This is a genomic window from Nocardioides sp. CCNWLW216 (genome assembly GCF_037120545.1).
Lineage (GTDB): Bacteria > Actinomycetota > Actinomycetes > Propionibacteriales > Nocardioidaceae > Nocardioides > Nocardioides lianchengensis.
In genome coordinates this window covers 23,363-48,635 of the sequence record NZ_JBBBBJ010000008.1, presented here as the reverse complement: position 1 = coordinate 48,635, position 25,273 = coordinate 23,363, and the positions used below count along the sequence as shown (strand labels likewise).

At 74.4% G+C, this 25,273-nt stretch carries 29 protein-coding genes and 1 tRNA gene; 10 read left to right on the top strand and 20 right to left on the bottom strand.

Annotation, left to right across the window (positions count from 1 at the left end; genetic code table 11):
* Window positions 1–8 precede the first annotated feature (8 nt).
* The 4 genes from V7S47_RS17695 to V7S47_RS17680 are packed head-to-tail and all read left to right on the top strand — an operon-like array spanning window position 9 to window position 3,996.
* Complete coding sequence (locus V7S47_RS17695; RefSeq protein ID WP_336562807.1) at window positions 9–692, top strand: response regulator transcription factor; 684 nt, start codon at window positions 9–11, stop codon at window positions 690–692.
* The gene (locus V7S47_RS17690) at window positions 689–2,404 is read left to right on the top strand and encodes a sensor histidine kinase (RefSeq protein WP_336562806.1); all 1,716 of its coding nucleotides are present in this window, start codon (window positions 689–691) and stop codon (window positions 2,402–2,404) included. The genes V7S47_RS17695 and V7S47_RS17690 overlap by 4 nt, the downstream gene beginning before the upstream one ends.
* A 15-nt stretch (window positions 2,405–2,419) precedes the next feature.
* Entirely contained in the window at window positions 2,420–3,154 is a 735-nt protein-coding gene (locus V7S47_RS17685; protein ID WP_336562805.1) for an alpha/beta fold hydrolase, read from the top strand.
* Window positions 3,151–3,996, top strand: coding sequence for a class I SAM-dependent methyltransferase (locus tag V7S47_RS17680; RefSeq protein ID WP_336562804.1), 846 nt, complete (start codon window positions 3,151–3,153; stop codon window positions 3,994–3,996). Before V7S47_RS17685 ends, V7S47_RS17680 begins: the two co-directional genes overlap by 4 nt.
* 4 nt (window positions 3,997–4,000) lie before the next feature.
* Here the strand turns inward: V7S47_RS17680 and V7S47_RS17675 are convergent, their stop codons facing one another.
* The 4 genes from V7S47_RS17675 to V7S47_RS17660 form a co-directional block, all read right to left on the bottom strand.
* Entirely contained in the window at window positions 4,001–5,032 is a 1,032-nt protein-coding gene (locus V7S47_RS17675; RefSeq protein WP_336562979.1) for a PP2C family protein-serine/threonine phosphatase, read from the bottom strand.
* 68 nt (window positions 5,033–5,100) lie between these two features.
* The gene (locus V7S47_RS17670; protein WP_244509551.1) at window positions 5,101–5,709 is read right to left on the bottom strand and encodes a flavodoxin family protein; all 609 of its coding nucleotides are present in this window, start codon (window positions 5,707–5,709) and stop codon (window positions 5,101–5,103) included.
* Window positions 5,706–6,839 (bottom strand): alcohol dehydrogenase catalytic domain-containing protein, encoded by a 1,134-nt coding sequence (locus V7S47_RS17665; protein ID WP_336562803.1) that lies wholly within the window; start codon window positions 6,837–6,839, stop codon window positions 5,706–5,708. Before V7S47_RS17665 ends, V7S47_RS17670 begins: the two co-directional genes overlap by 4 nt.
* Window positions 6,840–6,942: 103 nt before the next feature.
* On the bottom strand, window positions 6,943–7,719 hold the full coding sequence (locus tag V7S47_RS17660) for a TSUP family transporter (protein WP_336562802.1): 777 nt from the start codon (window positions 7,717–7,719) through the stop codon (window positions 6,943–6,945).
* Between the two features lie 74 nt (window positions 7,720–7,793).
* On the opposite strand from V7S47_RS17660, the gene V7S47_RS17655 reads away from it, so the two are divergent.
* On the top strand, window positions 7,794–8,069 hold the full coding sequence (locus tag V7S47_RS17655; RefSeq protein WP_336562801.1) for an STAS domain-containing protein: 276 nt from the start codon (window positions 7,794–7,796) through the stop codon (window positions 8,067–8,069).
* Window positions 8,070–8,072: 3 nt separating this feature from the next.
* Here V7S47_RS17655 and V7S47_RS17650 read toward each other — a convergent pair whose 3' ends face one another.
* Window positions 8,073–8,249 carry a hypothetical protein gene (locus V7S47_RS17650; RefSeq protein ID WP_336562800.1) on the bottom strand — a complete coding sequence of 59 codons (177 nt, stop codon included), beginning with the start codon at window positions 8,247–8,249 and terminating at the stop codon, window positions 8,073–8,075.
* 64 nt (window positions 8,250–8,313) lie between these two features.
* On the opposite strand from V7S47_RS17650, the gene V7S47_RS17645 reads away from it, so the two are divergent.
* From V7S47_RS17645 to V7S47_RS17635, 3 genes are read left to right on the top strand one after another with little or no spacing between them, the layout of a single operon-like run.
* Complete coding sequence (locus V7S47_RS17645) at window positions 8,314–9,372, top strand: acyl-CoA dehydrogenase (protein ID WP_336562799.1); 1,059 nt, start codon at window positions 8,314–8,316, stop codon at window positions 9,370–9,372.
* Window positions 9,366–10,709 (top strand): bifunctional PIG-L family deacetylase/class I SAM-dependent methyltransferase, encoded by a 1,344-nt coding sequence (locus V7S47_RS17640; protein ID WP_336562798.1) that lies wholly within the window; start codon window positions 9,366–9,368, stop codon window positions 10,707–10,709. Before V7S47_RS17645 ends, V7S47_RS17640 begins: the two co-directional genes overlap by 7 nt.
* On the top strand, window positions 10,706–11,386 hold the full coding sequence (locus V7S47_RS17635) for a glycosyltransferase (RefSeq protein ID WP_336562797.1): 681 nt from the start codon (window positions 10,706–10,708) through the stop codon (window positions 11,384–11,386). The genes V7S47_RS17640 and V7S47_RS17635 overlap by 4 nt, the downstream gene beginning before the upstream one ends.
* 3 nt (window positions 11,387–11,389) lie before the next feature.
* Here the strand turns inward: V7S47_RS17635 and V7S47_RS17630 are convergent, their stop codons facing one another.
* The 3 genes from V7S47_RS17630 to V7S47_RS17620 form a co-directional block, all read right to left on the bottom strand.
* Window positions 11,390–13,963 (bottom strand): SpoIIE family protein phosphatase, encoded by a 2,574-nt coding sequence (locus tag V7S47_RS17630; protein WP_336562796.1) that lies wholly within the window; start codon window positions 13,961–13,963, stop codon window positions 11,390–11,392.
* 112 nt (window positions 13,964–14,075) lie between these two features.
* Window positions 14,076–14,486 carry an ATP-binding protein gene (locus V7S47_RS17625; protein WP_336562795.1) on the bottom strand — a complete coding sequence of 137 codons (411 nt, stop codon included), beginning with the start codon at window positions 14,484–14,486 and terminating at the stop codon, window positions 14,076–14,078.
* Between the two features lie 38 nt (window positions 14,487–14,524).
* Window positions 14,525–14,818, bottom strand: coding sequence for an STAS domain-containing protein (locus V7S47_RS17620; RefSeq protein WP_336562794.1), 294 nt, complete (start codon window positions 14,816–14,818; stop codon window positions 14,525–14,527).
* A 65-nt stretch (window positions 14,819–14,883) separates the two neighbouring features.
* Here V7S47_RS17620 and V7S47_RS17615 point away from each other — a divergent pair, with 65 nt between their 5' ends.
* On the top strand, window positions 14,884–15,078 hold the full coding sequence (locus V7S47_RS17615; RefSeq protein WP_090860812.1) for a hypothetical protein: 195 nt from the start codon (window positions 14,884–14,886) through the stop codon (window positions 15,076–15,078).
* A gap of 7 nt (window positions 15,079–15,085) precedes the next feature.
* On the opposite strand, the gene V7S47_RS17610 is transcribed toward V7S47_RS17615, so the two are convergent.
* Window positions 15,086–15,865, bottom strand: a complete 780-nt coding sequence (locus V7S47_RS17610; RefSeq protein ID WP_336562793.1) for an alpha/beta fold hydrolase — start codon at window positions 15,863–15,865, stop codon at window positions 15,086–15,088.
* A 42-nt stretch (window positions 15,866–15,907) separates the two neighbouring features.
* Between V7S47_RS17610 and V7S47_RS17605 the strand changes: the two genes are divergently transcribed.
* Window positions 15,908–17,677 carry a GNAT family N-acetyltransferase gene (locus tag V7S47_RS17605; protein WP_336562792.1) on the top strand — a complete coding sequence of 590 codons (1,770 nt, stop codon included), beginning with the start codon at window positions 15,908–15,910 and terminating at the stop codon, window positions 17,675–17,677.
* Between the two features lie 17 nt (window positions 17,678–17,694).
* Here V7S47_RS17605 and V7S47_RS17600 read toward each other — a convergent pair whose 3' ends face one another.
* The 11 genes from V7S47_RS17600 to V7S47_RS17550 form a co-directional block, all read right to left on the bottom strand.
* Complete coding sequence (locus V7S47_RS17600) at window positions 17,695–17,964, bottom strand: hypothetical protein (RefSeq protein ID WP_336562791.1); 270 nt, start codon at window positions 17,962–17,964, stop codon at window positions 17,695–17,697.
* 170 nt (window positions 17,965–18,134) lie between these two features.
* A tRNA-Pro gene (locus tag V7S47_RS17595) sits at window positions 18,135–18,208 on the bottom strand.
* Between the two features lie 81 nt (window positions 18,209–18,289).
* Window positions 18,290–18,850, bottom strand: a complete 561-nt coding sequence (locus V7S47_RS17590; RefSeq protein ID WP_336562790.1) for a DinB family protein — start codon at window positions 18,848–18,850, stop codon at window positions 18,290–18,292.
* 38 nt (window positions 18,851–18,888) lie between these two features.
* Entirely contained in the window at window positions 18,889–19,380 is a 492-nt protein-coding gene (locus V7S47_RS17585) for a hypothetical protein (RefSeq protein WP_336562789.1), read from the bottom strand.
* 1 nt (window position 19,381) lies between these two features.
* Window positions 19,382–20,755, bottom strand: a complete 1,374-nt coding sequence (der, locus tag V7S47_RS17580; protein ID WP_090860791.1) for a ribosome biogenesis GTPase Der — start codon at window positions 20,753–20,755, stop codon at window positions 19,382–19,384.
* Window positions 20,752–21,504: a lysophospholipid acyltransferase family protein gene (locus V7S47_RS17575; protein ID WP_336562788.1), complete on the bottom strand. Its 753-nt coding sequence runs from the start codon at window positions 21,502–21,504 to the stop codon at window positions 20,752–20,754. The genes der and V7S47_RS17575 overlap by 4 nt, the downstream gene beginning before the upstream one ends.
* On the bottom strand, window positions 21,501–22,193 hold the full coding sequence (gene cmk, locus V7S47_RS17570; protein ID WP_336562787.1) for a (d)CMP kinase: 693 nt from the start codon (window positions 22,191–22,193) through the stop codon (window positions 21,501–21,503). The genes V7S47_RS17575 and cmk overlap by 4 nt, the downstream gene beginning before the upstream one ends.
* 11 nt (window positions 22,194–22,204) lie before the next feature.
* Window positions 22,205–23,266 carry a prephenate dehydrogenase gene (locus V7S47_RS17565; RefSeq protein WP_336562786.1) on the bottom strand — a complete coding sequence of 354 codons (1,062 nt, stop codon included), beginning with the start codon at window positions 23,264–23,266 and terminating at the stop codon, window positions 22,205–22,207.
* Entirely contained in the window at window positions 23,259–23,648 is a 390-nt protein-coding gene (gene aroH, locus V7S47_RS17560; protein ID WP_090860788.1) for a chorismate mutase, read from the bottom strand. The genes V7S47_RS17565 and aroH overlap by 8 nt, the downstream gene beginning before the upstream one ends.
* Window positions 23,649–23,658: 10 nt before the next feature.
* Window positions 23,659–24,054 carry a VOC family protein gene (locus tag V7S47_RS17555; protein WP_336562785.1) on the bottom strand — a complete coding sequence of 132 codons (396 nt, stop codon included), beginning with the start codon at window positions 24,052–24,054 and terminating at the stop codon, window positions 23,659–23,661.
* 4 nt (window positions 24,055–24,058) lie between these two features.
* On the bottom strand, window positions 24,059–24,853 hold the full coding sequence (locus V7S47_RS17550; RefSeq protein ID WP_336562784.1) for a helix-turn-helix domain-containing protein: 795 nt from the start codon (window positions 24,851–24,853) through the stop codon (window positions 24,059–24,061).
* Between the last annotated feature and the right edge of the window lie 420 nt (window positions 24,854–25,273).

The following is a 25,273-nucleotide window of genomic DNA, read 5'->3' as shown; positions in this document are numbered from 1 at the left end:
GTCTCCGCGTGGCACGCATCCTGATCGCCGAGGACGATCCCAAGCAGGCCGAGCTGGTCCGCCGGTACGCCGTCGCGGAGGGCCACGAGGTGACGGTCGTGGGCGACGGCCGCGCGGCGGTCGACGAGGTACGGCGCCGCGTCCCGGACCTGCTGGTCCTCGACGTGATGATGCCCCGCCTCGACGGCCTCGACGTCTGCCGGATCCTGCGGTCGCAGCCGGAGTCGGAGGCGGTGCCGATCCTGGTGCTCACGGCCCGGGCCGGCGAGGACGACCTGCTCGACGCGCTCGACCTGGGCGCCGACGACTTCCTCACCAAGCCCTACAGCCCCCGGGAGCTGATGGCTCGGGTGCGCTCACTGCTGCGGCGTCACCGGGTGTCGTCGAGCGGGGTCGCGCGCCCGCCGATCACGGTCGGCGAGCTGGTGGTCGCGCCCGCCACCCACGAGGTCCGCTGGCGCGGCGTGCCCGTCGACTGCACAGCGGGCGAGTTCGCACTGCTGGAGACCCTGGCCGCCGAGCCGGGCCGGGTGTTCAGCCGCGAGCAGCTGATCGCCCGCTCCCACGGCGAGAGCGGGCACGTGACCCGCCGTACCGTCGACGTGCACGTGGCCAACCTCCGCAAGAAGCTCGACCCGGCGCTGATCCGCACGGTCTACGGCGTCGGGTACGCCTGCGCGGTCGCCCGGTGAGCGGTCCTCGCACCCGGGTGCCCTGGCGCCGCAGCCTGTTCGTCCGGATCTTCGGCATCGCCGCCGTGGTGGCCCTGGTCGCGGTGGCCGCCGCCACCTGGGCGACCGTGCGGGCGACCACGGTCGCGGTCCGGGAGGAGGAGCAGGAGTCGCTGCACACCGACGCCCGGACCTACGACGCGCTCGTCGACTTCGCCGCGACCCACCGGGACTGGGCCGCGGCCGCCCCGCTCGTGGACCGCCTGGCGCGGCAGGCGGGCCACCGGGTCAGCGTCACCGACCTGAGCGGTCGGGTGCTGGTCGACTCCGAGGACCGCACCGACCCGCGCGACCCGGCACGTGCCCGCGCCACGCTCGACCCGCTGGACGTCGACACGGTCCTGCGCGACACCCTGGAGCTCCCCGCCACCGCGGCTGTCGCCGAGCCCGCGGTCATCCCGTGCGACGAGGGCGACGGCGAGGGCTGCCGGCGCTACGCCGTCGCGCCACCCGGAGCCCTCGACAGCCGGGCCCTCGGGCCGTTCGCGGACTCCGACGACACCCGCGCATGGACCCGCCTGCAGGCCCTGGTCGACCGGTGCCTGGGCCGGGCCGGGCTGGCACCGGTCGAGGCGGTCGTCGAGGACCTCTCGGTCATCGTCGCCTATCCGGAGCGTCACGACGCCGTGGCCCGCTGCGCGGACCGGGCCCGCCGCGCCGCGCTCTCGGGGTACGTCGCCCCCGCGGCCCTGCTGTTCGTCGCCGACGGCTCGGCGTCGACCGCGGACGTGCTGTGGGACTTCTCCCGGGCCGCCCAGCTCCGGATCGCCTGGCTGGCCGGCGCGGTCCTCCTGGTCACGCTGCTGCTCTGCGCGGTGCTCGCGGGGAGCGTGGTCCGCCCGTTGCGCCGGATGGCCGCCGTGGCCCGACGGGCCGGGGACGGCGATCTGGGCGCCCGGGTGCCGGCCCGGCGCGCCGACGAGGTCGGCGAGGTGGCGCAGGCGTTCAACCGGATGGCCGAGCGCCGCCAGCAGCTGGAGGAGGCCAGACGGCGTCTGGTCGGCGACGTCTCGCACGAGCTGCGGACCCCGCTCGCCAACGTGCGCGGGTGGCTCGAGGCGGCGCAGGACGGGCTGGTCGAGCCCGACGACCGCCTGCTGGCCAGCCTGCACGAGGAGACCCTGCACCTGCAGCGGCTCGTCGACGACCTGCACGACCTCGCGCTCGGAGACGCCGGCGAGCTGCGGCTCGACCCGGTCCCGGTCGACCTGGCCCTGTTCCTGGCCCAGGTGGCCGAGGCGTTCGGCGGCGCGGCGGAGGCGTCCGGGATCGAGCTGGACGTCACGGCCGAGCCCGGCTCGGGCGTGCGCGCCGACCCGGTCCGGCTGCGTCAGGCGGTCGGCAACCTGGTCGCCAACGCGCTGCGTCACACGCCCCGCGGCGGCCGGGTCACCCTCACCGGCTCCTCCGGCAGGATCGCCGTGTCCGACACCGGGGAGGGGATCCCCGCGGACGACCTGCCGCACGTGTTCGAGCGGTTCCGCCGCGTCGACCCGTCGCGGAGCCGGGCCACGGGCGGCAGCGGACTGGGCCTGGCCATCGTCCGCCAGATCGCCGAGGCCCACGGCGGTGCGGTCGAGGTCACCAGCACCGTGGGCGGGGGCACCACCGTCGCGCTCACCCTCCCCGGCGAACCCGGCGAACCCGGCTCGCCCAGCGCTCCGGCCCGCTGATGAGAGGATCGGGGCGTGCCCTACCTGGACGTGTCCGGTCTCCGCAGCTACCACGAGATCACCGGCGCGGGTGAGCCGCTGCTGCTCCTGCACGGCGGGTTCTGCTCGATCGAGACCATGCGGGCCATGTCAGGCGAGCTGACCCCGTCGTACCTCGTGCACGCGCCGGAGCGGGCCGCCCACGGACGCACGCCCGACCACGGCCGGCCCTTCGACTACGGCGCGATGGTCGACGAGACCCTGGCCTACCTCGACGCCGTCGGCCTCAGTGACGCCCACGTGGTGGGCTTCAGCGACGGCGCGATCATCGGGCTGCTGCTGGCGCGCGACCACCCCGGGCGGGTTCGCTCGCTCGTGACGATCAGCGGCAACCTGGACCCGTCCGGCTTCGTGACCGAGAACCGCACCCCCAGCGCGGCGTGGCAGGCGGCGTCGGCGCAGATCGATCGGGAGTACGACGAGCTCTCCCCCGACGGTCCGGAGCACGCCCCGGTCGTCACCGAGCGGCTGATGGCGCTCTGGACCCAGCAGCCGCAGATCGCGCCCGCGTCGCTGGCCGGCGTGACCGCGCGGACGCTGGTGATGGCCGGCGACCGCGACAGCATCAGCACCGAGCACACCCTGACGATCGCGAGCGCCGTCCCGGACGCCCAGCTCTGCATCGTCCCCGGGGCCAGCCACCTGCTGGTGGTCGAGCGTCCCGCTCTGGTCGGCCGCGTCGTCCACGACTTCCTGCAGGAGAGACCATGAGCAACGACGGGATGCGCAGCACCTGGACCGACGTCGGCGCCGGGTGGGTCGAGCAGGAACAGACCTTCGACGCGGCGTTCGCGCCGATCACCACGGCCCTGCTCGCGGCCGCGTCGATCGAGCCGGGGCACCGGGTGCTCGACGTCGGCTGCGGCTCGGGCACCCTCCTCGAGGCGGCCGCGGCGTCGGGAGCGACGCCGGTCGGCGTCGACATCTCCCCGACGATGGTCGAGGCCGCACGGCGCCGCGTCCCTGTCGCCGAGGTCCTCCTCGCGGACGCCCAGTCGACCGACCTGCTGGCCGCCGCCCCGGGCCCGGCCTTCGACCGGGTGGTGTCCCGCTTCGGGGTGATGTTCTTCGCCGACCCGGTCGAGGCCTTCACCCGGATCCGGACCGCGACCGCGCCCGGCGGCCGGCTGGCCTTCGTCTGCTGGCGCAGCGATGCCGAGAACCCGATCTTCACCCGGGGCACCGAGGTGCTCACCCGCCGGCTCCCGCCGGTGGAGCGTGACCCCGACGGCGCGCCCGGCCCTCGGGCCTTCGCCGACCCGGACCGGGTCCGGACGGTGCTGGCCGACGCCGGGTGGGACCGGGTCGCCGTCGAGGCGCTCGACGTCGTCCTCGACTACTCCACCGCCACCAGCGACGGCGTCGAGGAGCGGCTGGCCACCATCCTGGCCACCGGCACCGGTCGCGACGCGCGGGCCCGCCTGGAGCCCGAGCTGGGAGCTGCGGCGTGGGCGGCGCTCCTCGACGAGGTCCGCACCGAGCTCCGGGCGACTCTCGTCAACGGAGCGCTCCGGCTGCCCGCCGCGACCTCGCTGGTCACGGCGTCGGCCTGAGCGATCAGCCGTTCTGGGCCAGCACGAGAGCGACGTCGTCGCTGGTGTCGTGCGAGCCGAAGGTCAGCAGCCGCTCGACCAGCCGGTCCAGGGCCTCGTCGACCGGGCCCTCGCCCAGCTCGAAGGCGAAGTCGTCGAGCGGGAAGAACTCCCCCTGACGGTCCCGGGCCTCGACCAGGCCGTCGGTGTAGAACAGCAGCCGGCTGCCGGCCGGCCAGGTGTGCTCGGAGAGGACCGGGGCGCTGCCCAGGCCGAGCGGCAGCGTCGGCTCGCCGGTGTCGACGAGTGCGGCGCCCGCATGGGTGACCAGCAGCGGCGGGTGGTGGCCGCAGTTGGCCAGCACGACGTGCTCACCGTGGAACTGGCCCAGGATCGCGGTCACGAACTCCTCGTCGCCGATGTGCTGCAGCAGCGCCTCGTCGATCCGGCGGGCGAGGCTGGCCGGGTCCGGCTCGGTGAACGCCGCGGCCCGGAAGGCGCCCAGCACGGCGGCGGCGGTTTGCACGGCCTCGAGGCCCTTGCCCCGCACGTCCCCGACGATCACGCGGACGCCGTACGGCGTGGCCGCGACCTCGTAGAGGTCACCGCCCACCAGGGCCTCCTCGCTGGCCGAGACGTAGCGCGCGGCCAGCCCGACCGAGCCGATCGCCGTCGGCATCGAACGCAGAACGGCCCGCTGGGCGGTCTCGGCGATCACGATCATCCGGCGCAGCCGCGCCTCGCGGCGGTCGCGCAGCAGCGCGGAGACCGTGGCGAGGACGGAGAGGCCGATGCACAGGCCGACCCGGAACCAGTAGGAGCCGGTCATCGGCAGGTCCAGCCAGAGGCCGCCGAAGGCCGAGGCGAGGACGGCGCCGACGGCCACCACGGCCGTGCGTCGCACGTCGGCGAGGAACGAGGCCACGATGGGGGCCGCGACCATCGCGGTGGTCAGCTGCAGCTCCCCGACCACGGAGATCGTGGTCAGCCCGGCCAGGAGCACGAGACCGATCAGCAGCCCCAGGTTCTCGCGCGGGTGCCGCGACCAACTCGTCATCACGCCTCTTATCCTTGCAGGCCGGTCGACATTCCGTCGCCGAACCCCTCCGGGGCCTAGACCACGGATCAGGACGGCGGGTACGGCGCCGCCTTCAACGACCGAGCCAGGTGCACGGCGTTCGCCGCCGAGGTCCGCGTCGTCGACGCGGTCTTCTCGGGGGTCTCGTCGAGGTCCTGGTAGTCGACGGACCCCATCGCTTCGCCGACCCAGTAGGTTCCGGCGTTCGCCGCGACCGAGAAGCCGGTGTCGTTCAGGGCCTGGAGAAGCTCGGCGACCACGTGGTGAGCGCCGTCCTCGTTGCCGACCACTCCGACCAGAGCCACCTTGCCGAAGGTCAGCATCCGGCCCTCGTCGTCGGTCTCGCTGATCTCGGCGTCCAGCCGTTCCATCACCACCTTGCTGAGCGAGGCGGGCTGGCCCATCCAGATCGGGGTCACGACCGCGAGGACGTCGGAGGCCAGCATCTTCGCGCGGATGTCCGGCCACTCGTCGCCATCGCCCTCGTCCGTGCTGACCCCGAACTTCACCGTGTGATCGGCCACCCGCACGACCTCGCCCGGGGCGCCGTGAGCGGCGAGCTCGTCGAGGACCTGCCGGCCCAGCAGCATCGAGCTCGACTCGGCCGGCGAGGGCTTCAGGGTGCAGACCAGGACGAGCGAGGTCAGGTCGCTCACGGCGTGAACACGACCTTGACCATGCCGTCCTCCTTGTCACGGAACTTCGCGTACGCCTCCGGGGCCTCGCTGAGCGGCAGCCGGTGCGTCGCGAACGACTCGGTGCCGAGCGGGTCGGCGTCGTCGGTGAGCAGCGGGAGGATGTCGTCGGTCCAGGCGCGGACGTTGGCCTGGCCCATGCGCAGCTGGATCTGCTTGTCGAACATCTGCATGAGCGGCATCGGGCTGGTCGCGCCGCCGTACACGCCCAGGACGGAGACGGTCCCGCCACGGCGGACGGCGTCGATGCCCTGGTGCAGGGCCGCGAGCCGGTCGATGCCGGCGTTCTTCATCAACGGCTGCGCGACGGCGTCGGGCAGCAGGCCGACGGCCTTGATCATCTTCTCGGCCACCGGGTTGCCGTGCGCCTCCATGCCGACGGCGTCGATGACGGCGTCGGCACCGCGACCCCCGGTGCGGGAGCGGACCTCCTCGCCGAGGTCGTCCACGGCGTCCAGGTCGATCGTCTCGGCCCCGCGGGCCGCCACCCGGGCCAGCCGCTCCGGGACCCGGTCCACGGTGATGACGCGCAGGCCCTCGTGCCGGGCGATGCGGGTGGCCATGTCACCGATCGGTCCGGCGCCGACGACCAGCAGCGTGCCGCCCGCGGGGACGTCGGCGTACCGCACGCCCTGCCAGGCGGTCGGGAGCACGTCGGAGAGGAACAGGAAGCGGTCGTCCGACGGCCCTTCGGGGACCTTGACCGGGAGGAAGTCGGCGAACTGCACGCGGAGGTACTCCGCCTGGCCGCCGGGCACGGCGCCGTAGAGCTTGCTGAAGCCGAGCAGGCTCGCGCCGGTGCCCTGGTCGCGGTTCTGGGTGGTCTCACACTGGCTGTAGAGCTTCCGCTCGCAGGTCCAGCAGGACCCGCAGCTGATGTTGAACGGGACCACGACCCGGTCGCCGACCTGCAGGTCGCGCACCTCCGGTCCGACCTCGACGACCACGCCCATCGGCTCGTGGCCGACGATGTCGCCGGGAGTCATGAACGCTCCCAACGGTTCGTAGAGGTGCAGGTCCGAGCCGCAGAGGCCGGTGGACGTCACCCGGATGATCGCGTCGGTGGGATCGACGATCGTCGGGTCCGGCACCTCCTCCACTCGAATGTCGCGGGGTCCTTGCCACGTCGCAGCCAACATGTCCGTCAGGTGCCCCGCAGGCCGTCGGGAGCCACGTACCCGTAGGGGTGACCGGTCAGCGGGCCTGGACCAGGTACAGGACGGCGATGGCCACGGCGGTCAGCCCGAGGGCCCGGCGGAGCAGGGTCTCGGGGAGGTGGGGCTGGAGGGCGGCGCCGGCGTACCCGCCGACCAGGCCGCCGAGCCCGGCCGCCAGGCCGACCGACCAGTCCGGGGCGATCGAGCCGGGCTGGCCGAGCGACAGCACGGCGAAGGCGAGCACCCCGACGAACGACGTCACCAGGGTGGAGGCCAGCGCGGCGGGGGCGACCACGCTCACCGCCATCCCGCTGCCGACGAGCAGCGGGCCCAGCACCGAGCCGCCGCCGATGCCGTAGAGCCCGCCGACCACCCCGACGACCAACGCCAGGGCGGTCACGGTGCGCGGCCGCAGCTCCCGCGCCCGTCGTACGACGCCCCCGCGGCGGGGTCGGAGGATCAGCAGCCCGGTCGGCAGCAGCACCGCGGCCGCGACCAGCCGGAAGACCGTCGGGTCGCTGACCACGTGCACGCGGAGCACCGCTCCCACCACGACGCCGGGGACGCAGCCCACGACGAGCGACCGGACCAGGGTCGGCTCCAGCTGCCCGCGCCGCCAGTAGCGCCACAGCGCCCCGGGCCCGGAGACCACGTTGAAGAGCAGGTTCGTCGGCGTGACCTGCGGGTTCGGCACGTGCAGGACCGACAGCTGCACCGGCAGCAGGAACACCGCCCCGGAGACGCCCACCGGTGCGGTCAGGGTGGCGACGACCAGCCCGACCAGGAGGGCCACCAGGTCGCGCTGCCACTCCATGGCGGCAACCTAGAGCACCCGCGACCGGGCGCGGGTGAAGTGTCAGTCCCGCGAGACCGGGCAGGCTCCCGGGCATGCAGGTCTCGACGGAAGGGTCCCGGCTGGTGTTCACCGGCGAGCTCGACGAGGTGTCGATCGCGCTGGCCCGCGAGAGCCTCGAGAGCGCGACGTCGGCGGGCCCGGTCGTGCTCGACCTCTCGGGTCTGACCCACCTGGCCAGCATCGGGATCAGCCTGCTGGTCGCCACCCTGCGCCGGGTCGGGGGCGACGGCCTCCAGGTCGTGGCCCGGCACGGCTCGGCGGCCGACCAGGTGCTCGACATGTACCGGATCCCGCACCGGAGCACCTGAGCGTCAGGTGTTCGTCGGGCACTCCGGGTTGGTGCAGACCCGCTCGTCGACCGTCGGGTCGCCGCCGCCCACGACCCCGTCGCTCGGCCCGACGGGACCGTCCGGCTCGACGACGCCGTCCCGGGCGCGGAGGCGGACCTGGGAGCCGCAGACCGAGCAGGGCTTCTCGTCGGTGTACATGCCGTACCCCGTACCCACCGCAGGGGTGAGTTTCTCCGGGTTCCGGCGAGGTCACTCGGGAGGCGTGCCCGAGACCGCCGTACGTCCCGTCCTGCTGACGTCCCCGCCCACCGCGGACGACGCGCTGCCCGGCGAGGCGGCCCGCTCCGCCCGTGGGCTCGACCCGGCGGACGTCGGGGCGGTGCTCCGCTGGGCGGCCGGGCTCGGCCCGCGGGTGCCGCTCCCCGCCTCCGGCGGGACGGTACGACGCTGGGAGCTGCTCGCCAGCGTCGGTGCCCAGGACCTGAGCGTGGCCCGGATGCTCGAGCCGCACCTCGACGCGCTGGCGATCCTGGCCGAGGACGGGACGACGCCGCCCGCGGACTCGACCTGGGGCGTGTGGGCCGCCGAGGGACCGGGTGCCCGGCTGACCGCGCACGGCGGCGACGACGCCGGCTGGGTCCTCGACGGCCGCAAGCCCTGGTGCTCCCTGGCCGGATCGCTCACCCACGGCCTGGTCACCGCCTGGGTCGGGGACCACCAGCGCCGGCTCTTCGCGGTCGAGATGGCCGATCCCGGCGTGACGGTCGAGGACGGCCAGTGGGTCCCGGCCGGACTCGCCGACGTGGTCACCACGCCGGTCGCGATGACCGCGGTCGCTGCGCGACCCGTCGGTACGACGGGCTGGTACCTCGAGCGCGACGGCTTCTGGTGGGGCGGGATCGGCGTGGCCGCCGTCTGGTACGGCGGCGCCGTGGGCCTGGCCCGCCGGCTGGCCCGGCAGGTCCGCGAGCGCGAGCCCGACCAGCTGGCCCTGATGCACCTCGGGGAGGTCGACGCCGCCCTGGCCGCAGCCCGCGCCACGCTGGCCGAGGCGGCGGAGGTCGTGGACGCGGGCGAGGTCACCGGCCCGGGAGCGGTCCTGCTCGGCGCCCGGGTCCGGCACGTCGTCGCGACCGCCGTCGAGCTGGTCGGCCGCCACGTCGCGCACGCCGTCGGCCCGGGACCGTTGAGCCAGGAGCCCGAGCACGTCGCCCGGGTCGCCGACCTGGCCCTCTACGTCCGCCAGCACCACGCCGAGCGGGACGCCGCCGGGCTGGGCGGGATGCTGGCCGAGCAGCACCCCGAGGAGGACCCGTGGTGACCTTCGCCCACCACCTGCCCGGCACGCCGCCGCTCGGCTGGACCGGCCACCCCCGCTACGGCGACGTCCCGGAGCTGGACCTGTCTGACGTCGACCGGCTCGTGGTCGTCGCCGCCCACCCCGACGACGAGTCGCTGGGCGCCGGCGGCCTCCTCGCGCGCGCCGACCGGGCCGGCTGGGTGGTCGACGTGGTCGCGGCCACCGACGGCGGGGCCAGCCACCCCGACTCCCCCACGCACACCCCCGAGCGACTGGCGACGATCCGGCGCGGCGAGCTGCAGCACGCCGTCGCCGCGGCTGCGCCGGGTGCTCGCGTCCGCACGCTCGGACTGCCCGACGGCGGGCTGGCCGGCCACGAGGACCACCTCGCCCGGACGCTGGTCGACCTGGTCGGCGACGGTCGCCGTACCCTCCTGGTCGCGCCGTGGCGCCGCGACGCCCACCCCGACCACGAGGCCGCCGGCCGGGCCGCCGCCACCGCCGCCGCCCGGACCGGCGCGCGACTGCTGGAGTACCCCGTCTGGTTCTGGCACTGGGGCGACCCCGAGGACGCGCCGTGGACCGACCTCCGCTCGCACACGCTCGCCGACGCCGACCGGGACGCGCGGGAGCGCGCCCAGGCCGCCCACCGCAGCCAGGTCGCGCCGTTGTCCGACCGCCCGGGCGACGAGGTGCTGCTCGCGCCCGAGCTGCTGGAGCACTTCGCCGGCCCGCGCGAGCTGTTCATCGCCGAGCGGCCGTACGACGCCGCGCTCGACGACCTGCACGCCGTCGATGCTGACCCCTGGGGCGCCGACACCCGGTTCTACGAGGCCCGCAAGCGCGCCCTGCTGCTGGCGGCCCTCCCCCGCGCCCGGTTCCGGCACGGCCTGGAGGTCGGATCCTCGACCGGCGCCCTGGCCGCCGACCTGGCCGAGCGCTGCGACGAGCTCCTCGTGCTCGACACGAGCCAGTCCGCGGTCGCTGCCGCCCGCGAGCGGCTGGCCGGCTCCGCCGGCGTGACGGTACGACGGGCCGCGGTGCCCGCGCAGTGGCCCGCTCCCCCGGCCGGCGGCTTCGACCTGATCGTGCTGTCGGAGGTCGGCTACTTCCTCAGCCCGGTCGACCTGGACGACGTGGTCGAGCTGGTTCGCGCGACCCTGGCGGTCGACGGCGTGCTGGTGCTCGCCCACTGGCGCCACGAGGTCGAGGGATGGCCGCTGGACGGCCCTGCGGTGCACGCGACCGTGGTGGCCGCCGGCGTACGGCCCGTGGTGGCGCGCTACGTCGACCGCGACGTCGAGCTGCTCGTGCTGGCCGACCCCGCGGTGCTGCCCGATCCGCGGGCGGAGGCGTGAGCGCGGTCGACCGGGTGCTCGTCGTGGTGCCCGCCCGCGACGAGGAGACCCTCCTGCCGGCCTGCCTCGACGCCCTGGCCCGCGCCGTGGAGATCGGGCACCTGGAGGTGGCCACCGTGGTCGTCGCCGACCGCTGCCGCGACCGCACCGCCGACTTGGCCCGTGCGGCCGGGGTGCACGTCGTCGAGACCGACGAGGGCTGCGTCGGAGCGGCCCGGCGTGCGGGCGTCGAGGCCGGGCTCGCCCTGCTCCCGCCCGCCCCCGACGACCGGACGTGGCTGGCCAGCACCGACGCCGACACCCGGGTCCCCCCGGGCTGGCTGCGCGACCAGCTCGCGCTCGCGGCCACCGGCATCGGCCTGGTGGTCGGTCCCGCCGTCCCCGACCGCCGCGACCTCGACCGCGGCACCTGGCGGGCCTGGCGGCGCCGGCACGCCGCGGCCGCCCTCGGCGTCCACGTGCACGGCGCCAACCTCGGGTTCCGGCTCGACGCCTACCGCGCCGCCGGCGGCTGGCCCCGGCTGCCCGAGCACGAGGACCGGCACCTGGTCGACGCGATGCTCGCCGCCGAGGTACCCGCTACGGCCGGGCCGCCGGTGACCACGTCCGGCCGGCTGCACGGCCGGGTCGGCGGCGGCTTCTCCGGCTACCTCCGCGGGCTCCGCGACGTCAGGTGAGGCTCAGGTGAGCCGGACTGCGACCAACGCGACATCGTCGTCCGGGAGCTCCGGCAGCAGGCCGCGCAGCAGCCGGTCGCAGAGCTCCTCGAGCGGTACGTCGTCCGCGACCAGCCGGGCCAGCTGCGCCTGCATGGCGGACAGGCCCTCGTCGAGGCTCTGCCCGCGGTGCTCGACGAGGCCGTCGGTGTAGAGCAGCACGGTCGCGCCGCGCGGCAGCACCACCACGGACTCGTCACGCTCGGTGTCGGGGTGCAGCCCCAGCAGCAGCTGGGAGGTGGCCGCCCACAGCGGCCAGACCTCGACCGGGTCGTCGGGGCGTCCCGTCGGCGGCATCGCCACCAAGGGTGGCGGGTGCCCGGCGTTGGACCACCGGAAGCGCATCGTCCCGGTCTCGCGCTCCGCGTCGGTCTGCTCGAGGCGGGCGACCACCGCTGTCGCTGTCGTCTCGACCTGCAGGGTCTGGATCGCCCCGTCCACGCGACGCAGCACGCCCGCCGGCCCCTCGCCGGTCGTCACCGCGATCCCGCGCAGCAGGCTGCGCACCTGACCCATGGCGGCGGCCGCCGCGGTGTCGTGGCCGACCACGTCGCCGATGACCAGGCTGGTCGAGCCGTCCGGCTGCTGGAACGCGTCGTACCAGTCGCCGCCCACCTGGGCGGACTCGGCTGCGGGCTCGTAGCGCACCGCGACCTGCAGGTGCTCGGGCTGCGGCGGCGCGGTGAGCATGCTGCGCTGCAGGCCCAGGGCGAGGTCCTGCTGCTGGGAGAAGGCCCGGGCGTTGTCGAGCGCCGACCCGGCTCGCACCGCGACCTCGGTCAGCAGGTCGAGGTCGTCGGAGGTGTAGGTCCCCAGGCGCCGGTCCCGGAAGACGCTCAGCAGGCCGACCGTGCGCGCCCGACCGCGCAGGGGTACGACGACCGCCGCGTCCGGTCCGAGCCGGCCGAAGAGGTCCCGGGCCTCGCCCGGCTCCAACACGGCCGCGATCGCGTCGGTCGCCCCGCGGCGGACCACGACCGGCTCGGCCCGGTCCAGGGCCTGCGCGACGTACGACGAGTCGGTGAGGGCCGGCAGCCGCACCTCGGCGTACCGCTGGACGAGCCCGCGGCGGTCCGGGTCGTGGTGCCAGGCGCCGATGTCGCGCAGCCGGTGCCGCCAGCCGTGGCCGGCGACCGGCCCGTTCCCCTCGACCAGGGTCACGACACACCAGTCCCCGAGCACGGGCACGACCAGCTGGGCCAGCCGGGCGACCGCCTCCTCGGCGTCGAGGGTGTCGGACAGCGAGCGGGTCACCTCGGCCAGCAGCGCCGAGCGCCGCCCCGCGCGGGCGACGGCCTCCTCGGCCGTGCGCCGCGCGGTGACGTCGACGAAGTAGACCGACAGCCCGTCCGGACTCGGCCAGACCCGGACCTCGTACCAGGTGTCGAGGGGCACCGGGTAGTACGCCTCGAACTCGACCGGCTCGCCGGTCTCCATGGCATGGCGGTAGCTCCGCTCGAACTCGCTCCCGACCGCGGCCGGGAAGAGCTCCCAGAGCACCCCGCCGACCAGGGGCATCCCGATCCCGCCGAGCAGCCGGAGCGCCTCGGCGTTGGCGTAGGTGAACCGCCAGTCGCGGTCGACGGCGAAGAACGCCGAGGGCATCGTCTCCAGGACCCGGGCGACGCGGGCCTCGCCGTCCTGCACGGCCGTCGTGTCGTACGCCGCCCCGACGACCCGGGCGGCCTCGCCGTCGGGTCCGGCGACGGCCCGCCCGCGCGCGGAGATCCAGCAGACCTCGCCGGAGGGCCGGACCACGCGGTACTCGGCGGCGTAGCCGCTGCAGGTCGCGATGGCCCCCGAGAGGGCGGCGGCGACCCGCTCCCGGTCCTCGACGTGCACCGACGCGTTGAACGCCTCGATGGTGCCGCCGAAGGTCTCCCGGGTCAGCCCGAACAGGACCAGCAGCCGCTCGTCCCAGCGCAGCTCGCCGGTGGCCAGGTCCCAGTCGAAGACGCCCACCCCGGCGGCGTCGACGGCGAGCTGCCAGAGCAGCCGGTCGTCGTCGTACGACGCGGTCAGGGCCGCCAGCTCCAGCTCGGCCAGCACCGGGCCGGCGAGCTGCTCGAGCAGCGAGACGTCCTGCTCGCTCCACTCGCGTGGGGCGCGGTCGAAGACGCAGAGCGCGCCGACCGTGTGGCCGTCCGCGACCAGCGGCACGCCGAGGTAGGACCCGACGACCCCCGACGTCACCGGCGGCAGCGCGTCGACCCGCGGATCGCCGGCGGCGTCGACGACCACGACCGGGCCGTCGGCCCGCACGGTGACGGTGCACAGCGAGTCCGCGGCCGGCGAGCGGCCACCGACCGAGTCGGCCGCGTCGCCCACCCCGCCCATCACCGTCTGGTCGTCGGCAACGATCGAGACCTGGGCCGACCCGGCCCCGGTCAGTCGGGCGGCCAGGTCGGCCAGTCGGTTGAGCGCCGGGATGCCGTCGGTCTGCCCCGCGAGCCGGCGGGCGTGCTGCTCGCGCGACGGCCCGACCTCGTCGTGCTCCGAGGACGGACCGCCCGTGGCGAAGGGACCCGGGCCGGTCATGGTCGACCGGCGGGGGCGTGGTGGGGCACGGGCACTCCAGATGGTTCGCCGCTACAGAGCGGCATCGTCGCACGGACCCGACCGCGATCGGGTCGGATCCGGGAGGGCGGGATCAGCCGGCGGCCGGGATGTCGGCGACGACGCGGGTGCCGGCCGAGGTGTCGTAGCCCCAGGCGCCGCACAGTCGCTCCACCATGGCCAGGCCGCGACCGCCGAAGGAGGTCGCGGAGGGCATCGACGCCTCGAGCCGCTCGACCTGGCCCCCGTCGCAGACGCTGAAGCGCAGCGCCCCGTCGAGGAGCACCCAGGCGACCTCGATGGTCCCGTCGTCGTGCGGTCGACCGTGCCGCACCGCGTTCATCACCAGCTCGCCGACCACGATGTTGGCGTCCTCGACCACGTGCCGCGCGGCGCCGCGCGCCTCCAGCTCGTCGGTCACGAACCCACGGGCAGCCGTCACCGAGGACACCTCGAACGGGAGGCGGACCCGGTCCGCCTCCGGGGGCACCGACAGTGACTGCATGTCTCCTTGGTGCCCGGGACCACCCTCGCCCAATCCGTTCACGAGGTGCGGTGGGGAAGGCCACAGATCCGGAGGACCCGTTGGGCGACGGTCCCCTCGGCCGCGAGCAGCTCGCTGGAGGGCGGCCCGTCGTCGCTGCGGGTCGCCCCGATCAGGGCCGCGATGGCCACGCTCGGGAAGTAGTCGACGTCGCTCAGGTCGATGACGACCGGCGTGCCGGCCGCAGCGATGTCCGCGCGGAAGACGTCGAGGCTGGTCTCGTCGACGGTGCCCGAGAAGGCGAGCGTGCGGGTGTCCGGGTCGTACGCCGAGGACAGCGGTCGTTCCTGCATGGATCGCAGCCTAGTGTCCCCCTCCTCGTCACCTCCCGGACGCTCCGACCGGTCACGATCGCGGCGTGAGCGACCCGACCGCCGACGACGTCCGCACCTACCTGGAGCTGACCCGCCTCCTCGACGAGGTCGAGCGCACCCGCCCCGAGCTCTCCGCCCCGCTGCGGCTGACCCTGGTCCGGGCGCACCGCGAGCACCAGGTGGCCTGGCTCGACGAGGTGCGCTTCCGCCTGGTCGTCGCGGAGCTCGCCGCGTCATAGGCCGGCCTCAGCCGTGGGCGGCGACGTCGGCCCTCAGGATCTCGGGCCAGCGGGCCAGGTCCTCCGGCGTCCGGGCGACCTCGAGCCGGGTCTGCGGCAGCAGCCCGGCCAGCGCCTCGGCCGTGGAGACCGGGTGGGCGGGGTCCTCGGTCCACGCCAGGATCGTGACGGGCACGGCGAGCGCGGCGATCCGCTCGGCCGGGGGCAGGTCGCTCTGCGCGGCGCCACGCAGCAGGGACGGCAGCAGGTCCTCCGACACGTCGGGCAGGGTGTCAGGGGTGTGCGCGGTGGCCGGGGGTGACGGGGCGAGCCGACCGGCCTCGACGAACGCCGCCATCCCCTCGGTCTCGACGACCTCGGCGGCCCGGAGGTAGTCGTCGGCCTTGGCCGTCCGGGTCGCCCAGGCGGTGGGCGGGATGACCAGGGTGAGCCCGGCGAACCGGTCCGGCTCGCGCACCGCCGCGTGCAGCAGGGTGCCGGTGCCCATGGACGGGCCGACCCCGTGCACCTGCTCGCCCGGGAACGACGCGTCGAGCAGCCGCAGCAGGTCCTCGGCGAGCACCGACCAGCGGTAGTCCTCGGGGACCGCCCGGCCGCCCGAGCGACCGTGGCCGCGGGCGTCGTACCGGAGCAGGCGGGTGCCGCTGAGCCCCCGACCGAGGTCGAGGTCGAGCAGCCGGTCGCGCTGGCGGCTGGAGGTGAGGCCGTGGAGCTGGACGACGGGATGCCCGCCCTCGTCACTCAGCTCCACGTCGAGCTCGGCCCCGGGAACGGTGAACGTCGGCACGTCGGCTCCTCGGACACAGGGTGAGGGCCCTAGGTTAGCGGCATGCGGCTGACCAACGTCGCGCACCTGCGACTGCCGTTCGGTCGGCTCTGGGGCTACGACCTCGAGGTGCGTGGATCCGGCGATCTCCTCCCGGTCTCCTTCGACCAGCGGCGCCACGTCGGCGCCGGCGACCGGCCCGGATCGTGGATGGCGCTCTCCTTCCGGCTGACGGCCCCCGTGGCCCGGGACGACCTCGCCGCGGCCTGGCTGGCGGTCGTCGCGCGGCACGGCACGCTGCGCTCCGCCTTCGTCCCGGGTCCCGACGGGCGCCCGGCGCTGCGCGCGATCGAGGTCGCGCCCGGCGGCTGGACCGAGCACGCGGTCGCGCCGGGCCAGGCGCCGAACGACGCCTTGCGCGCCGTGCTCGACGACGCGTGCTCGCCGTACCGTCGGCCCTCGCACCGGCTCTGCGTCCTGGAGACCGCGACCGGTCCGACCGTGGTGATCGCCGCCGATCACGCCCACGTCGACATGTGGTCGATGCTCGTCGTGGCCCGCGACCTCCTCCAGGCGTACGGCGAGGTGCGGGGCGGCCGCTCCCCCGCGCTGACCCCCGTGCCGGCCTTCGCCGAGCACACCCGCGCCCTGCGGGCCCGTCCGTCCGCGCCGCCCGAGGTCCGGTCCCGCTGGGCCGAGGTGCTGGCGGCGTCCGGCGACGTGATGCCCTGCTTCCCGCTCCCGTTGGGCGACGTCTCGGCGCCCCAGCGCGAGCGGGTCGAGGTCCGCGACGTGCTCGACGTCGACGACGCCGCCGCCTTCGCCGCCCAGGCCCGCGAGGACGGCGTCTCGACGCTCTCGCTGGTCGTCTCCGCGATGACCGCGGTGACCCGCGACCTCGGGGACGTGCCGCTGCGGGCGGTCTTCCCCGTCCACAGCCGGTACGACGCCACCTGGCACGACTCGGTCGGCTGGTTCATCACCAACTCGGTCCTCGAGTCGACCGACCCCGCCCCGCGGGCGTGCTCCGCCGCGGTCAAGGAGGCGATCGGGCTCGGCTCCTGGCCGCTGGAGGACATCCTCGAGCCGTGGGGCGGGATGCCCGAGGCCCCCGGCATGTTCGCCATCTCCTGGCTGGACCTGCGCCGGCTGCCGGTCCGCATCGACGCCGCCGGCCTCGAGGCCCAGTACGTCGGGGCCGCCGTGCGCACCGACGGTGTGATGCTCTGGTTCGTGCTCGACGACGCGGGGCTGCACCTGCGCTGCCGCTACCCCGACACCCCGGAGGCCCGACTCCACGTCGGCGGCTGGCTGGACGCGCTGGTCCAGCGACTGCGCGCCGACGCCGCCGCCTCGATCGGCGGTCGCCTGGTCCTCGGCGACCGGGTCTTCCGGGTGCAGCGGGCCGCCCGCACCGATGCCGCCGACCTCGTCGCGCTGCTCGCCGACGACGAGATCGGGCGGACCCGCGAGGGCGCCGACCTGGTCCGCTACGAGACGGCGTACGACGCGATCGCGCGCGACCCGGCGCAGTACCTCGCCGCCGTCCGGGACGAGGGCGACCGCATCGTCGGCACCATGCAGCTCACGATCGTCCCGGGCCTGTCCCGCGGCGGCACGACCCGGTTGCAGGTCGAGGGGGTGCGCGTCGCCGGCTCCGCCCGGGGCACCGGCCTCGGCACCGCGATGCTGGAGTGGGCGCACAACCACGGCCGCGCCCGCGGCGCCACCCTCGCCCAGCTCACCACCGACAACGCCCGTGGCCGGGCGCACGAGTTCTACCGACGGCTCGGCTACGAGGACACCCACGTCGGGTTCAAGCGGCCGCTCTGACCCCCTGCGGCCGGGGGTCAGAGCGGCTGCAGCCCGGTGATCACCCAGGTCCGACCGTCCTGCTCGGCCGTCACCCTCAGCTGGGCCGCCGAGACCGACTGCTCCTCGTCGTCCGCCCGACTGCTCCTCTGATCGAGGAAGACCAGCAGGGTGGCCTTGTCCTTCGTGAGCTCCTGGACGCCGGCCAGCTGGACGACGGCACTGAGCGTGAGCTGCTGGCCCGGGGCACGCTCGGCGAGGCTCTCGAACAGGGTGTCGTACTGCTCGCGGGCCTGGCCGCGGAGCACCTGGTCGGCGAACGCACGGGGGATGCTCGTCCTCCTGGTCGTGCTCGCGCCCCTCGCCTGGCTCGGCGTCGCCCTCACCGCGGTCTGGGGCTTCACCGACCTCCACGCGGACGAGGAAGAGGCCGCCTCCCGCTAGGCGGGAGACGGCCTCTGACCTGCATCTTCTTCGGTCGGGCTGACAGGATTTGAACCTGCGACCCCTTGACCCCCAGTCAAGTGCGCTACCAAGCTGCGCTACAGCCCGAACGGTCCCGGCCACGTGCACCGGAAACCGCGTGAACACTACCGCAGGGTGCGCGGGGACCTGGAATCGGGCCGGGGTGTGTCAGCCCATCGACTTCTGGCCGTCGATCGTCTCGCGCAGGATGTCGGCGTGGCCGGCGTGTTGAGCGGTCTCGGCGACCAGGTGCACGAAGACCCGGCGGGCCGACCAGCTCGCGCCGGGCGGGTTCCAGGGCGCCGCCGGGAGCGGCTGACGGGCGTCCAGGTCGACGTGGCGGAGCAGCTCGTCGGTCGTGGCCGCAGCCTCGTCGTACGACGCCAGCAGGGCCGCGAGCGTCTCGCCCTCGACCATCCGGAAGCCGTTCTGGTAGGCGATCACCTCGGCCGGTGGGTGGGACCAGTCGATGTTCGCCCAGTCGACGTCGGGCTGGACGGCGGGGCCGTCGGTGATGAAGTCGCACCACTGCCCCTCCACCGCGGTCACGTGCTTGACGAGGCCGCCGAGGCAGAGCTCGCTGACGGTCGGACGGGAGGCGGCCAGGTCGTCGGAGAGTCCCTGGACGGTGTGGCGGAAGAGGTCGCGATGCTTGTGCAGCGCGTCCAGCAGGTCGGCGCGCTCGGACGTCAGTGAGGAGGTCGTGCCGGGAGTGTCGATGGTCGTCATGGAACGAGGCTAGGAACCGCTGCGGTCAGTTCCTGTCCTCAATCAGAACCGTTCGTCGACGTCCTTGCCTTGGCCTGTCGTCCCTCGCGCCGAGCGGCGACGACGACGGCCACCAGGAGGAACGCGACGCAGGAGACCCGCAGCGTCGTCGCCGCGACGTCGAACCGTTCAGCGTCCAGGGTCAGTCTCATCTCCCCCATCCGGCCGTTCTTCCGGTCGAAGGTGGCGACGAGCAGCGTGAGGTGCCAGGAGGCGACCAGCGCAGCCGCGGCCTGCCACCATCCCGGCAGCGTGCGGTCGTGAACGCTCCCGCGACGCGCGAAGTGGGCCGTTCCCAGCAGCAGGGTGGGGAGCTGGGCGACCGCGAGCACACCTACGGCGTACGCCGGTCCCGTTCCCGGGATGGCGTCGACCCACGCAACGTGAGCCTCGCCCAGCACGAAGACCCACCCCATCAGCAGCAGGCTGATCGCGATCACCGCCGCGGCCACCCGGGGGCCGGATCGTCGGCGCGGGGACGACACGGACATGTCAGCGCTTGCGCTTCTCCCGCGGCCGCTGCTGGAGCACGATCGGGGTGCCGACGAAGCCGAACTCCTCGCGCAGCCGGCGCTCGATGAACCGCTCGTACGACGCGTCCAGCTTGCCGCTGGTGAACAGGATGAACATCGGCGGCGCCGTCGACGCCTGGGTGCCGAAGAGCACCTTGGGCTGCTTGCCGCTGCGCACCGGGTGGGGGTGCTCGGCGACCAGGCGGCCCAGGAAGTTGTTGAGGGTGCCGGTGCCGACCCGGGTCTCCCAGCCGGCCAGGGCCTTGTCGAGCGCCGGGACCAGCCGGTCGACGTGCCAGCCGGTGCGGGCGGTGATGTTGATCCGCGGGGCCCACTGGACCTGGACCAGGTCGCGCTCGACCTCGCGCTCCAGGTAGTAGCGACGCTCCTCGTCGACCAGGTCCCACTTGTTGAACGCGATCACCAGCGCGCGGCCGGCGTCGCGGACGGTCTGGATGATCCGCATGTCCTGCTCGGACAGCGACTCGCCGCCGTCGACGACCAGGACCGCCACCTCGGCGCGGTCGATGGCGGTCGAGGTGCGCAACGACGCGTAGTACTCGTGGCCGGAGGCGGTCTTGACGCGCTTGCGGATGCCGGCGGTGTCGATGAACCGCCAGGTCTTGCCGCCCAGCTCGATCAGCTCGTCCACCGGGTCGACGGTGGTGCCGGCGGCGTTGTCGACGACCACCCGCTCCTCCCCCGCCAGCTTGTTGAGCAGCGAGGACTTGCCGACGTTCGGACGACCGACGATGGCGATCCGGCGCGGACCGCCGGCGACCTCGCCGACGGTCTCCGGCGGGGTCTCGGGCAGCGCGGCCAGGACGGCGTCGAGCATGTCGCCCGAGCCGCGCCCGTGCAGCGCGGAGACCGGGAACGGCTCGCCGAGCCCGAGGTTCCACAGGCCGTACGCCTCGGTCTCGGTGCGCTGGTCGTCGACCTTGTTGGCGGCCAGCACGACGGGCTTGCCCGACGCGCGCAGGATCTTGACGACGGCCGCGTCGCCGTCGGTGATGCCGACGGTCGCGTCGACCACGAACAGCACGGCGTCGGCCAGCTGGACGGCCAGCTCGGCCTGGGTCGAGATCATGTGGGCCAGGCCCCGGGCGTCGGGGTCCCAGCCGCCGGTGTCGACGACGGTGAAGGCCCGACCGGCCCAGTTGGCGTCGTACGAGACCCGGTCGCGGGTCACGCCCGGGACGTCCTCGACGACGGCCTCGCGGCGGCCGATGATGCGGTTGACGAGCGTCGACTTGCCGACGTTGGGGCGACCCACGACAGCGAGGACGGGCACCGGCCCCAGCGGCTCGTCCGGGGACGAGTCGTCGACGGGCAGGTCGGGTCCGGCGGTCATGGTGCTCCTTGGTCGGTGACCCCGGTAGCGGGGTCGGGGTCGAGATCGCCAGGCGGCAGCTCGCCGGGCAGGTCACGGCCGGTCAGCGCCTTGGCATGGTCGAGGTGCACCAGGAGGTGCTCCCTCAGCAACATCGAGGTGTGCTCGACTTGTTCCTTCGTCCGCGGCCACTCCACCGCGGGGACGGTGTACGGCGCGCCGAAGACGATGTCGATGGTCGCACCCTTCGGGGGCAATGAGCCACTCCTGCCGCCCGGCTCGCGCGTGCCGATCATCACGACGGGGACGACGGAGGCACCCGCGACCATCGCGAGGTACGCCGTACCGCGGTGGAAGCGGTCCAGCTCACCGCTGCCGCGGCGGCCCTCCGGGAAGATGCCGCCGGCCGCGCCGTCGCGCAGCACGCGGAGCATCTGGCGCACCGCACGCGGGTCGGTGTTGAACCGGTCGAGGCGGATCTGGCCCGACAGCACCAGGAAGGTGCCGAGGGGACCGTCGAACATCTCCTCCTTGGTGAACACGTGCACCGGACGCGGGGCGTAGACCGCGAGCAACGGCCCGTCCATCACCCCGACGTGGTTGGCGGCGAACAGCACCGGACCGTCGGCCGGGACCAGGTCGAGCCCGTGCAGGCGGACGTCGTAGCGCCGACGGATCAGCCAGCCCGAGATCGGGCGGAGCCCGTGGAGCATGAAGCGCCACGGGAAGCGGGTCCGGTCGCTGCGGGGCAGCGAGCCGTGGTCGCTCACGCCACCCGGTCCACGAGGGCGACGACCTGGTCGATCACCTCGTCCAGCGTGTGGTGCGTGGTGTCGAGGTGAGCGGCACCATCGGCCATCACCAGCGGCGCCGTGGCCCGGCCGGAGTCGATCTTGTCGCGGGCGAGCAGCGACTGCTCGGTGGCGGCGACGTCGGTCCCGCCCTCCTCGGCGGCCCGGCGCAGCGCCCGGGCAGCGGGATCGGCGGTCAGGTAGACCTTCACCTGCGCGTCGGGAGCGACCACGGAGCCGATGTCGCGACCCTCGACGACGATGCCGCCGAGCGCGGCCTCCTCGGCGATGACCGCACGCTGCAGCTCCAGCAGCCACGCGCGGACCTCGGGGACGGCGCTGACCGGCGACACGGCGGCGTTGACCTCGTCGGAGCGGATCTCGACCGCGACGTCAGTCCCGCCGACCTCGATGGTCGGGGCGAGCGGGTCGGTGCCGGACTTGACCTCGAGCTCGGGGACCCGGGCCGCGACGGCCGCGGCGTCCTGGACGTCGACGCCGGCGCGCAGCATCCACCACGTGACGGCCCGGAACATCGCTCCGGTGTCGAGGTAGCGGAGGCCGAGCCGGTCGGCGACACCGCGCGACGTGCTGGACTTGCCCGATCCCGAGGGGCCGTCGATGGCGACGACGAGGCCGGTGCGGGTGCGGGCCGAGGGGGTGCTCACGGGCCCGCAGCCTACCGGTGGGTGACCCAGTCGCGGGACTCGAGGGACGTGAGTAGGTGCTCCGCGCGTCGCTCCTCGACGACCAGCTCCACCAGGCCGACCGGACGGCCCGGGTCGTGGTCGATCCGGATGTCCTCGATGTTGACCTCGCTGGCCACCGAGTCGGCCAGCAGCCGGGCCAGCTCGCCCGGGTGGTCGGGCACCGACACCCACACGGAACGCATCGGTCGGACGGGCCCTCCGTGCTTGCCCGGGATCGCCCGGGTGCCCGCCACGCCCTGCTCGAGCATCCCCTGCAGCGCCGTACGGTCCCCGCTGCCGACCGCGTCGATCACCCGGTCCAACTCGGTGCGGACCTCGCCGAGCAGCGCGAGCACCGCCTCCGCGTTCGCGCTGACGATCTGCCCGTAGAGGCGCGGGTCGCCCGCAGCCACCCGGGTGACGTCGCGGACGCCCTGGCCGGACAGCGCCAGGTGATTCTCGGGGCCGTCGGCCAGCCGGGCCGCGACCAGGCTGGCCAGCAGGTGCGGGACGTGAGAGGTCCGGGCCACGGCCCGGTCGTGCTCCGCCGGCGTCAGCCACACGGGTACGGCGCCGCAGAGCCGGACCAGCTCCTCGACCAGCTCGACGGCGTCCGGGTCCGACCCGGCGTGCGGGGTGACCGCCCAGGGCCGGCCGTCGAAGAGCGAGCCGGACCCGGCCAACGGGCCGGACCGCTCGCTGCCGGCCATCGGGTGGCTGCCGACGTACCGGTGGGCACGTGGCTCACCGGTCACGGTGCTCAGCGGCCCGGACTTCACCGAGCCGACGTCGGTCACGACCGCGTCCGTCTCCCGCAGGGCGGTCGCGATCACCGCGCCCAGGTGATCGGGCGGGACGGCGACCACGACCAGCTGCGGGCGGTCGTCGTCCGTGCGCGGACGGCCCGCACCCAGCCCGGAGGCGGTGCGGACGTGCTCCGGCGACGAGTCGGACAGCAGCACCTCGAGGCCGGCGCGGCGGCAGGCCAGGCCGATGGACGTGCCGAGCAGGCCGGTGCCGACGACCTCGACCGGCCCGACGAGCTCACTCATCCGCGTCGGGGACGGACCTGGTCCGGGTCAGGTCGCGGCGCAGCGCGGCGGCGCCGTGCAGGTAGACATGGGTGATGTCGGACTTCGGCAGGTCGGTCTCGACATGCGCCATCATCCGGACCACGCGCGGCATCGAGCCCGCGATCTCGAGCTCGCGGGCGCAGATCAACGGCACCTCGCCGAACCCGAGCTGGCGAGCGGCGTACGCCGGGAACTCCGAGACCAGGTCGGAGGTCGCGGTGAAGATCACCGAGATGAAGTCGTCGACCTCGAGTCCGTTGGACGTCATCACGTCGGTGACCATCTCGGCCACCCGGTCGAGCATCTGCTCGCGGACGTCCTCGTCCAGCTGGGTCGCACCACGCACTGCTCTCACTGCCACATCGCGAACCCTACCGAGGCTGGTAGTCCCCGAACGACCAGTGGTTGCCCTCCGGATCCGCGACGCTGCCGCCGCGGCCGCCGTACTCCTGGTCGACCATGGGCCGCTCGACGCTCGCCCCGGCCGCCACGGCACGGTCGAAGACGGCGTCCGGGTCGTCAACGACGAGGTACGCCGCGGAGCCTCCCACGTTGTCGACACCCGCGCCGGGGCGCGCGCTCCCGAACATCAGGCCACCGCCTCCCCCGGGCCACAGCCACTCGGCGTGCACGACCACCGAGGGGTCCGTCTCGTCGCGGTACGTCGCGTGCTCGGTGAAGCCGACCGCGGTGAGCCAGGCGATCATCGCCTCGGCGTCGCGGAAGGAGAGGGTGTGCCAGAGGCGGACATCGGCTGCTGTGGTCATGGCTTCAGCCTTCTCCGCCGTCGACCCCGCTGTCTTGAAGGAACGGGAACTCCTCGCGCAGCCAGGTGCTCGGCGGACAGCCCGCCAACGCGACCCACTCGCGGGTGAGGTGGGCCTGGTCGGCGTACCCGCACCGTACGGCGACCTGCGCCAGCGGCGCGGTCCCGACGATCCGGCGGCTGCGCTCGAAGCGGCCCACCCGCTGCAGCTCCTTGGGTGTCAGGCCGCACTCGGCCCGGATCAGCGTCGCCAGGTGGCGGCGGCTGTAGCCGACCTCGGCCGCCACGTCCTGCACCCGCGCACCCCGGGTGAGCCCGGCGAGCGCCCGACCGACGGCGGCTCGTGGGCGCGACTCGCCGTGTCGGGCCAGCGCGGCCGTCAGCTCACGCCCGACCAGCGCTGCCCACCGGTGACCGTCCGGTTCCTCCGCCAGCTGCTCCGGCAGGTGGCGCAGGGTCGACGAGACCTCCGACAGGTCGAGGAGCTCCCCGCTCAGCTCCGCCGCACCGACACCCAGCAGCGCCCGCGCGCCCGCCGTCGTCAGCGCCAACTGGACGCCACGCTGGGTGCCGTCGTGATGGATCTCCGCCGCCTCGGTGTGCAGCCCGGACACGCTCGACCACCCGCTCGTCCGAGTCTGCGACCGCCCGACCCACGACACCTGCAGCGGCGCATCCACGGGCAGCACGAAGGTCAGCGACGTCGACGGCAGCCCCCGGTGCACGCCCGGCCCGCCCAGGTCGACGTCGTACGTCGTCAGGGACGAGACGTACGGCGCGAGAGCTCGCGGCACGGCCATGTCGTCCGGCTAGTTCGCAGGCCGGTGGTTGAGCAGGTCGCGCCCCCCGGTGGTTGAGCAGGTCGCGCTAGCGACCGTGTCGAAACCCCCGCAGCCCGAGAGTCCACGTCGACCCACACGCCTTGGCGGTCGTGGGCTGCGGACCACTCCCTGCCGCCCGTCCGGAATACCCCTGTCGAGCGATAGGAAGAGGGGGCCACCTGGCGCCCACCCGCCCCCTCGTTGACCGACCCCCACAGGCTTCACCCACAGGCCCTCGAAAGGAACAGGCCACCGGGAAGCGGAAGCCGTCAGCGGTGCTGCACGTCCACCATTCCCTCACCCGCAGGGTCGACCTGGACCGCCCCCCGACGTACCGAGAACCGGGTTCCGGCGGAACACCCCGGACAGACCGGCCGGACCACGTGCGAATGGACCACC

Bases quoted from the DNA above. Each gene is read 5' to 3' on its own strand.
- V7S47_RS17605 (WP_336562792.1), top strand. From the start codon at position 15,908: ATGCGGCTGACCAACGTCGCGCACCTGCGACTGCCGTTCGGTCGGCTC.
- V7S47_RS17550 (WP_336562784.1), bottom strand. From the start codon at position 24,853: ATGGCCGTGCCGCGAGCTCTCGCGCCGTACGTCTCGTCCCTGACGACG.
- V7S47_RS17565 (WP_336562786.1), bottom strand. From the start codon at position 23,266: ATGAGTGAGCTCGTCGGGCCGGTCGAGGTCGTCGGCACCGGCCTGCTC.
- V7S47_RS17675 (WP_336562979.1), bottom strand. From the start codon at position 5,032: ATGACGAGTTGGTCGCGGCACCCGCGCGAGAACCTGGGGCTGCTGATC.
- V7S47_RS17680 (WP_336562804.1), top strand. From the start codon at position 3,151: ATGAGCAACGACGGGATGCGCAGCACCTGGACCGACGTCGGCGCCGGG.
- V7S47_RS17650 (WP_336562800.1), bottom strand. From the start codon at position 8,249: ATGTACACCGACGAGAAGCCCTGCTCGGTCTGCGGCTCCCAGGTCCGC.
- V7S47_RS17620 (WP_336562794.1), bottom strand. From the start codon at position 14,818: ATGCAGGAACGACCGCTGTCCTCGGCGTACGACCCGGACACCCGCACG.
- V7S47_RS17660 (WP_336562802.1), bottom strand. From the start codon at position 7,719: ATGGAGTGGCAGCGCGACCTGGTGGCCCTCCTGGTCGGGCTGGTCGTC.
- V7S47_RS17555 (WP_336562785.1), bottom strand. From the start codon at position 24,054: ATGACCACAGCAGCCGATGTCCGCCTCTGGCACACCCTCTCCTTCCGC.
- der (WP_090860791.1), bottom strand. From the start codon at position 20,755: ATGACCGCCGGACCCGACCTGCCCGTCGACGACTCGTCCCCGGACGAG.
- V7S47_RS17590 (WP_336562790.1), bottom strand. From the start codon at position 18,850: ATGACGACCATCGACACTCCCGGCACGACCTCCTCACTGACGTCCGAG.
- V7S47_RS17625 (WP_336562795.1), bottom strand. From the start codon at position 14,486: ATGCAGTCACTGTCGGTGCCCCCGGAGGCGGACCGGGTCCGCCTCCCG.
- V7S47_RS17630 (WP_336562796.1), bottom strand. From the start codon at position 13,963: ATGACCGGCCCGGGTCCCTTCGCCACGGGCGGTCCGTCCTCGGAGCAC.
- V7S47_RS17585 (WP_336562789.1), bottom strand. From the start codon at position 19,380: ATGTCCGTGTCGTCCCCGCGCCGACGATCCGGCCCCCGGGTGGCCGCG.
- V7S47_RS17655 (WP_336562801.1), top strand. From the start codon at position 7,794: ATGCAGGTCTCGACGGAAGGGTCCCGGCTGGTGTTCACCGGCGAGCTC.